This is a genomic window from Bifidobacterium colobi (assembly GCF_018555455.1).
GTDB classification, from domain to species: Bacteria; Actinomycetota; Actinomycetes; order Actinomycetales; family Bifidobacteriaceae; genus Bifidobacterium; species Bifidobacterium colobi.
Window position 1 is genome coordinate 108,316 of sequence record NZ_JAFEJU010000006.1, and the last position, 6,664, is coordinate 114,979.

Sequence of the window (6,664 nt, forward strand, 5' to 3'; positions counted from 1 at the left end):
TGTCGTGCTTGTACGGCGACACGCCGATGTATGTGGGGTATTTCATAAGTCGACGCCGATATTTTTCACTCATTGCGGTGAGCGTCGGTGTACAGTAAGGGTTCTATGAAGATTAATTCCGCAGTTTCCTCCGTTGTCGCCGCTGGTGTGGCGGCTGCGTGCCTGCTTGCCTTTGCCCCGGCTGCAACAGCCGAGGAAGGGACCGTCACCTCCACAAAGTCTTTCCCGTCGTACAGTCAGGTTCGTAAGAACGTCACGGCTGAAGCCACATCCACTGAGGTTGATAGCGATTCCAGCTTTGGCGATATCGAAAGCCTGAACGTCCCACAGACGCAGTCGCAGGCTGAGAAAGACGCTGAGGCGAAGAAGGCTCGGGAAGATGCTGCGGCAAAAGCGAAGACTGAGGCGGCAAGCCGCAGTGAATCGCGTTCCACGCTTACGTATCAGGAATCTGATGGCAACGTTTCTGCCGCTGCTGCGGCATCCATCGATCGTGCATACTCGCTTATCGGCGGTCACATGGACTGCACCATGCTGGTAACTCTGGCTCTGGCTGCACGCGGCATCAACTTCCATGGCTGGCCTGAGGACTACGTCAATGTTCCTGGTGGTCAAGTGGTCACTGATGGTTCCTTGCAGCCCGGCGACATTCTGATTTACAAGCACACCAACGGCGCGAACGGTGGCGCACACTACGATCATGTGGCGCTTTACGTTGGCAACGGCAAGGCCATCCACGGCGGTTGGTTGGGCAACAACGTGGTTTTGGCAGATATGCAAGCGAACCTGCTTACTACTGTGGTTCGTATTCCGTAAGGAAACGGATTAATTCTTCACCTTATTGCTTTGAGGCTCTGTGCGGCGGATTCCATGCTGTACAGAGCCTTTTGCAATAGTGGCGGATTCAGCGTCTGACGAGCATGCGAGTCCAGCAGGTGATGCGCAGAGGATACAAGGATGTGATAATTTTCGCGTTCGCATTACCGCCACATTCGAGTGTCGCGGGGTATTGTTGGAACTGTGCGGTATTGATGCCGCAATAACTTCAAGGAGGTCGTCATGATTAACGACAAGGCCATTCTCGTCGGCGTTGACGGGTCGCATGCCAGCTACAAAGCAACATGGTGGGCCGCGAATTATGCCAAGCATGCCGGGCTCACGCTGCAGATCGTCTGCGCGTATTCCCTGCCCAGCTATGCTGCAGTCTCATTTGATGCAACCTATACGGCGATGGGGGATGATAACGCCGCGCATTCCGATGCCCAGGAGATTCTGTCCAAAGCCAAGGCCATCGCTGATGAGCAGGGTGTTGAGGCTGCCACGCTGATTGTTACCGGAGATCCGGCATCTGTGTTCGTGGAGCTCTCGCGCAACTACAATCTGATTGTGATTGGCAACCGCGGCAAGGGTGGTCTGGCTGAGCGACTGCTCGGCACCACGTCCTCCTCACTGCCGGCTTACGCCTACTGCCCGATTGTGGTCGTGCCGTACACCGACGACGACGGCAACCTGATGCATTTGAACAACACCATCACCAAGGTGGCAGTCGGTTCCGATGAATCCAAGTGGGGTCTCAAGGCTCTGGATATTGCCGCTGACTTCGCCTCTATCTGGGGTGCCGAGCTCGACGTGCTCTCCGCTGTGCCGAACCTCAAGGGTGTGGATGGCGAAGATGATGTGATGAAGTCCTATGAGGATGATTTGGAAGTGCGCATCAAGCCGCTGCAGGAATCCCATCCGAACCTGAAGATCAACAAGCGTATTGTGTCCGGTCCGGCTGTCAGCGCATTGACCAAGGCCAGCTACGATCACGACGTTGTGGTGGTCGGTTCCCGTGGCCGCGGTGGCTTCACCGGCCTGCTGCTGGGCTCCACCAGTCAGGGCTTGCTGCAGCATGCCGCAGGTCCGGTCTATGTGGTGCCGCGTAAGTATGTTGAGGCTGCGGAATCCCGTCTGGATACCGTGCCGAGCTCGCCGGCCGAAGTGCCTACCAAGTCGTTGGAGGAGATTGCCGGTGTCGAGGAGATTCCGGTGGTCAAGGCTGAGCCGGAAGTCGCCAAGGAAATCGAGAAGACCATCGATCCTGACCGCCAATAAGCCGTAATAAGGCAACAACATCGCCATTGCCCGAGAATTTACCGCGCTGAGACAGCCTCAGTGCGGTAAATTCTCGGGCAATGGCTTTATTTCGAGAAATCACCGCGCTTAGCAACCGTCAGTGCGGTAATTTCTCGAGATTAGGGAAAATTTTGAGAAATTACCGCACTGAGTTGTCGGCTCGTTACAGCCCAGTTGTTATTGAGAGCGGTTGAGTCCTTTGAACGGTTGGATTCGTTGAACGGTCTGAGTCCTTTGAACGGTTGAGTCCAGTCGTCAGCGCTTGATCGTTACGTTCATGCGCACCGGGGTCTCCTGCACGTAGGTGTGCTTCACGGTGCAGCCCTTATCGATATGACGGGTGATGCGCTCCTTGAGCTTGTCGGCATCCTCATCCGAAAGACCGGCATCGGAGGCATCCACCACAACCTGCTCCTCAAAGCCGGTGTATGCGTCGTTCTCAGGGTCATAGGAGCCGTCAACCACAATCTTGGCGCCCTTGCCTTCACCGAGCGTGTGTTCGATGGCGAACTGGCTGGACAGCGCGGCGCAGCCGGCCAAAGCCACCTTCATCAAATCGCCAGGGGTGAACTGGCCGCGATCCTTGCCGAACTTGATATGGGCGCCATCATCGCTGAACGCGTCCCATGAACCATCTTTGTTACGCTCTACCCACAGTCGCTTACCCATAGTGTGCCTCCTTACGGCATCTCATGGCATTGATTGACGATTCCATTATGCCTCGAGGCTGATGATTCGACCATGAGCCGCTCATTCGCTGCGTAATCGTGTTGCAGGCAAGGTAGGCGGGTCATATCAGTCATGCCAGTCGGGCGCGTAAGGCGATTCACTGGTCTTGCCCCTCTCGCTACCATGGTGGGCATGGCTTTGACTCAAGAACAGCTCGCAGATATTCGTGCACGTATTCCCGCACGTCCGCAGACCGACATTCCCATGCCATATGAGGATCTGGTGCGCAAGATCCTGACCGAAGGCACGCTGAAGTCCGATCGCACCGGAACCGGCACCATCTCGCTGTTCGGCCAGCAGATGCGTTTTGATATTTCCAGCTATTTCCCCCTGCTCACCACCAAGACGGTGTTCTTCAAGGGCTTGGCGTATGAGCTGCTGTGGTTCCTCAAAGGTTCCACGAACGTACGATGGCTTCAGGAACACAACGTGCATATCTGGGATGAATGGGCCGACGAGAACGGTGACTTGGGTCCGGTATACGGCGCGCAGTGGCGCTCGTGGCCGGCTCCTACGCCGGATGATCCGAACCATACCATCGATCAGATCGCCAATGTGATGGACCTGATCAAGAACCACCCGGATTCCCGCCGCATGGTGGTGTCCGCGTGGAATCCCGCAGAAGTGGAGCACATGGCGTTGCCGCCATGCCACGCGCTCTTCCAGTTCTATGTGGCTGACGGCAAGCTCAGCTGCCAGCTGTACCAGCGTTCGTGCGATATGTTCTTGGGTGTGCCGTTTAACGTGGCATCCTACTCGCTGCTGACCATGATGATGGCTCAGCAGGCGGGATTGCAGCCGGGCGAATTCGTCTGGACCGGTGGCGATTGCCATGTGTACGACAATCACATCGAACAGGTGCTTGAGCAGTTGAGCCGCGAGCCTTACCCATATCCACAGATCGAGATTCGCAAGGCCGATTCCTTGTTCGACTACAGCTACGAGGACTTCACCATCGTGGGCTATCAGCATCACCCCACGATTAAGGCGCCTGTTGCGGTCTGATTGATATCAGCTAATCTGCCGCCTTTGGCCCCGCTTGTAGTGCGGGGCCGTCTGACATATCAACTACACTAAGGCGCAGTTCCGTTGAATCCAGGAGGAGTAAAGCGAAATGGAGCATGACAGTAGCCGTAGCGGCTATCACGAACCCGAGCCCGGGTCTGCCGGGCTGTCTGCTAGTGAGGAGGATTGGGGAGACGATTTTCCCAAGACCTTCTCGGTGAATTTGATTTGGGCCGAAGCCCGCGACAAAGAAGGTCGCCCGGGCGCCATCGGCTTTAACGGTGGAATGCCATGGCATTGTGCCGAGGACATGAAGCATTTCAAGGAGCTGACTGTTTCCCATCCGGTGATCATGGGTCGCAAGACTTGGGAATCATTGGGACTGAAGTACCGTCCGCTGCCGAACCGAGACAATATTGTGGTCTCCCGCGACCCGTTGTATTCCGCTCCCGGTGCGACCGTGGTCACCAGTCTTGATGATGCGCTTGATTTGGCACGTCAGGAGGCGATTCCGGACGATGGCTTGGATCGTTCTGAAATCTGGGTCATCGGCGGCGCACAGCTGTTTGCCGAAGCTTTGCCGTTTGCCAACAAGGCATATGTGACCGTACTAGATGCCGAGGTTGATGCTGATTCCTATGCGCCGGACATGCGCGCATTGGTCGAAGCCGGCCTGTGGCGTGAGACTGAGGTAAGCGAACAGCTCAAGCCTGCCAACCCGGATTGCGGCATCGCATCCTACCAGTTCCGTATCCTCACCAAAACCAAGTAGTGACCCCACGGCTTGCAGCGGCAACTGCTGCAAGCCCGACACAAGATTGATTGAGTAACGATGAGCAACACCACCCATCCCTATACCGTAATGACCGTGTGCACCGGCAATATCTGCCGCTCGCCTATGGGAGAGATTATCCTGCGCCATTTCTTCGATGAACGCGGCTTAGGCGACAAGGTGAACGTGGAATCCAGCGGCGTATCGGATGAGGAGTGGAGCCATCCGATCGATCCGCGTGCCGTGCGCGTGCTGCGCGAACGTGGGTACGGCGACGAGATTCCGCGTGATCATTTCGCCCACCGCATCTCCCGCGACGAAATCAATCGAACCGACCTGTTCCTGCCGATGACTGCTTCGCACATGCGCGCGCTGCTGCGCATGCTGCCGGCCGGCAAGCGTGCTGAGGTGCACATGTACCGTAGCTTCGATCCGAATCTGCCGAAGCCAAAACCCGGCCGTGAGGATCAGATTGATTTGGTCGACCCTTGGTACGGTGGACCTCACGAGTTCGAGGTCGCCATCGATCAGATTGAAGAGGTCGCGCCCTACATCGTCGATTGGGTGGAGAAGCAGCTGAAGGACTGAGTCGCTGGCTTACAAAGCTAAGAATTATTAGTAAGGCTCCCTGCGGGGAGCCTTACTGCGTTATGAGAACACCAGCTGTACGAGCAGCATGTACACAATCGTGCCGCCAGCAATCGAAAGCAGCATATTGCGTTTCCACCAGTGCAGCAGCACAATCACCGCGCAGGCAATCAGTTCGGGAACACCATGCGAGCCGGTGAGAATCGGCGTATTGCGCAGCGCATACACCACCAGCAGACCAGTCATGGCATACGGCAATACCGAGCCAAGATAATTGATGAATCGCGGCGGTTCCTTGGATTCCGGGAAGATGATGAACGGCAGGAACCGGGTTGCCATCGTACCCACTGCCACGGCCACGATGGTGAACACCCCTTGCCATACGGTCATAGTCATGATTGATGATCCTCCTTGCCGGCCGTGGCGTTGTCGGTGGTCTGAGTCGGCTGGATGTTCAGCGTATCCAGATGCGGGCGCAGCACGGTGAACAGTACGAGCATGGTAATCATTGCGGGAATCATGAAATTATCGGCACCAAAAACCACGAGGCAGCCGAGTGCAGCCAGCACGCCGATTACTGCGGACAGTCGCTCACGATGCTTACCGCCAAGCCACTGATCGAGGAAGATCACCAGAAACAGTGCGGTCAGCACAAAATCAAGTCCGGTGGTGTCGAACGGCAGATGAGAACCGATAATGCCGCCAGCCGTGGCGCCAATCACCCAATAGCACTGATTCAGCGCGGTCACCCAGAAATAGAACCAGCCGCGGTCCACGGTGTCGGGAATATGGGCAGTGGAATTCACGGCATAGGTTTCATCACACATGCCGAAGATCAGGTACGGGCGCTTCCAGCCAAGGCCCTTGAACCGACCGAGCATCGACAATCCATAGAACAGATGGCGGGCGTTCACCATCAGGGCCAAAAGGAAGCCGGCTAACGGATTGAACGCGGACAGCAACAGGTTCACGGTGACGAACTCCATCGAACCGGCGAAGATGAACGCGCTCATACACATGGGCCATACGAACGAGAAGCCCTTGGTGCCCATCAGAATGCCGTAGGAGGCGCCGAGGAACAGGAAGCCCAGGCAGATGGGCACGGTGAGCGGGAACGCGGCCTTGAACGCTGCAAGGCGCTTGCCGGGGCGTTGGGGGAGCGTTGCGGTTGCGACAGGTGTTGATTCGGCTGATGCTGTGTGTTCCTGTGCCATACGTTTCCCCGCTGTGATTGTTCGGATGCGCCGGCTGTTGTGCTGCGCTCGCGATGGTGGGCTAACCGTGACCGGCTCGCTGCATCGGGCAGGCATAACAACTGCACATGAGGGCTATAGGAACTTTTGTGGTGTTTATACCCGGGGTTTGGCCTTGTGCGAGTAGGCGTGTCGGGGTGTTATTTTTCCCGGCGGGAAAATAGGGGCGTTCCGGTGGTGGGCTGGGTCTATGAGAACG

Annotated in this window: 8 protein-coding genes; 5 read left to right on the forward strand and 3 right to left on the reverse strand. The window is 56.6% G+C overall.

The features are described from left to right. Positions 1-105 precede the first annotated feature (105 nt). The gene (locus JS530_RS08975) at positions 106-816 is read left to right on the forward strand and encodes an NlpC/P60 family protein (RefSeq protein WP_214376825.1); all 711 of its coding nucleotides are present in this window, start codon (positions 106-108) and stop codon (positions 814-816) included. Positions 817-1,059: 243 nt separating this feature from the next. After that, complete coding sequence (locus JS530_RS08980) at positions 1,060-2,097, forward strand: universal stress protein (RefSeq protein WP_214376826.1); 1,038 nt, start codon at positions 1,060-1,062, stop codon at positions 2,095-2,097. A 276-nt stretch (positions 2,098-2,373) separates the two neighbouring features. On the opposite strand, the gene JS530_RS08985 is transcribed toward JS530_RS08980, so the two are convergent. Further along, positions 2,374-2,787 (reverse strand): OsmC family protein, encoded by a 414-nt coding sequence (locus JS530_RS08985; protein ID WP_214376827.1) that lies wholly within the window; start codon positions 2,785-2,787, stop codon positions 2,374-2,376. Positions 2,788-3,051: 264 nt separating this feature from the next. Between JS530_RS08985 and JS530_RS08990 the strand changes: the two genes are divergently transcribed. The 3 genes from JS530_RS08990 to JS530_RS09000 all read left to right on the forward strand — a co-directional run bounded on the left by JS530_RS08990 (position 3,052) and on the right by JS530_RS09000 (position 5,212). After that, positions 3,052-3,852: a thymidylate synthase gene (locus tag JS530_RS08990; RefSeq protein WP_214376835.1), complete on the forward strand. Its 801-nt coding sequence runs from the start codon at positions 3,052-3,054 to the stop codon at positions 3,850-3,852. 109 nt (positions 3,853-3,961) lie between these two features. Then, a complete protein-coding gene (locus JS530_RS08995; RefSeq protein WP_214376828.1) occupies positions 3,962-4,624 on the forward strand; it encodes a dihydrofolate reductase in 663 nt (220 codons plus the stop codon). Between the two features lie 60 nt (positions 4,625-4,684). Beyond that, positions 4,685-5,212, forward strand: coding sequence for a low molecular weight protein-tyrosine-phosphatase (locus tag JS530_RS09000; protein ID WP_214376829.1), 528 nt, complete (start codon positions 4,685-4,687; stop codon positions 5,210-5,212). A gap of 60 nt (positions 5,213-5,272) precedes the next feature. Here the strand turns inward: JS530_RS09000 and JS530_RS09005 are convergent, their stop codons facing one another. Both JS530_RS09005 and JS530_RS09010 read right to left on the reverse strand, forming a co-directional pair. Continuing rightward, entirely contained in the window at positions 5,273-5,608 is a 336-nt protein-coding gene (locus JS530_RS09005; protein ID WP_214376830.1) for a branched-chain amino acid transporter permease, read from the reverse strand. Next, positions 5,605-6,426, reverse strand: a complete 822-nt coding sequence (locus JS530_RS09010) for an AzlC family ABC transporter permease (RefSeq protein ID WP_214376831.1) — start codon at positions 6,424-6,426, stop codon at positions 5,605-5,607. Before JS530_RS09010 ends, JS530_RS09005 begins: the two co-directional genes overlap by 4 nt. Positions 6,427-6,664: the final 238 nt, after the last annotated feature.

What these genes read in the sequence shown, in the direction of transcription:
- JS530_RS08975 (WP_214376825.1), top strand. Translation starts at nt 106, where the DNA reads ATGAAGATTAATTCCGCAGTTTCCTCCGTTGTCGCCGCTGGTGTGGCG.
- JS530_RS08980 (WP_214376826.1), top strand. Translation starts at nt 1,060, where the DNA reads ATGATTAACGACAAGGCCATTCTCGTCGGCGTTGACGGGTCGCATGCC.
- JS530_RS08985 (WP_214376827.1), bottom strand. Translation starts at nt 2,787, where the DNA reads ATGGGTAAGCGACTGTGGGTAGAGCGTAACAAAGATGGTTCATGGGAC.
- JS530_RS08990 (WP_214376835.1), top strand. Translation starts at nt 3,052, where the DNA reads ATGCCATATGAGGATCTGGTGCGCAAGATCCTGACCGAAGGCACGCTG.
- JS530_RS08995 (WP_214376828.1), top strand. Translation starts at nt 3,962, where the DNA reads ATGGAGCATGACAGTAGCCGTAGCGGCTATCACGAACCCGAGCCCGGG.
- JS530_RS09000 (WP_214376829.1), top strand. Translation starts at nt 4,685, where the DNA reads ATGAGCAACACCACCCATCCCTATACCGTAATGACCGTGTGCACCGGC.
- JS530_RS09005 (WP_214376830.1), bottom strand. Translation starts at nt 5,608, where the DNA reads ATGACTATGACCGTATGGCAAGGGGTGTTCACCATCGTGGCCGTGGCA.
- JS530_RS09010 (WP_214376831.1), bottom strand. Translation starts at nt 6,426, where the DNA reads ATGGCACAGGAACACACAGCATCAGCCGAATCAACACCTGTCGCAACC.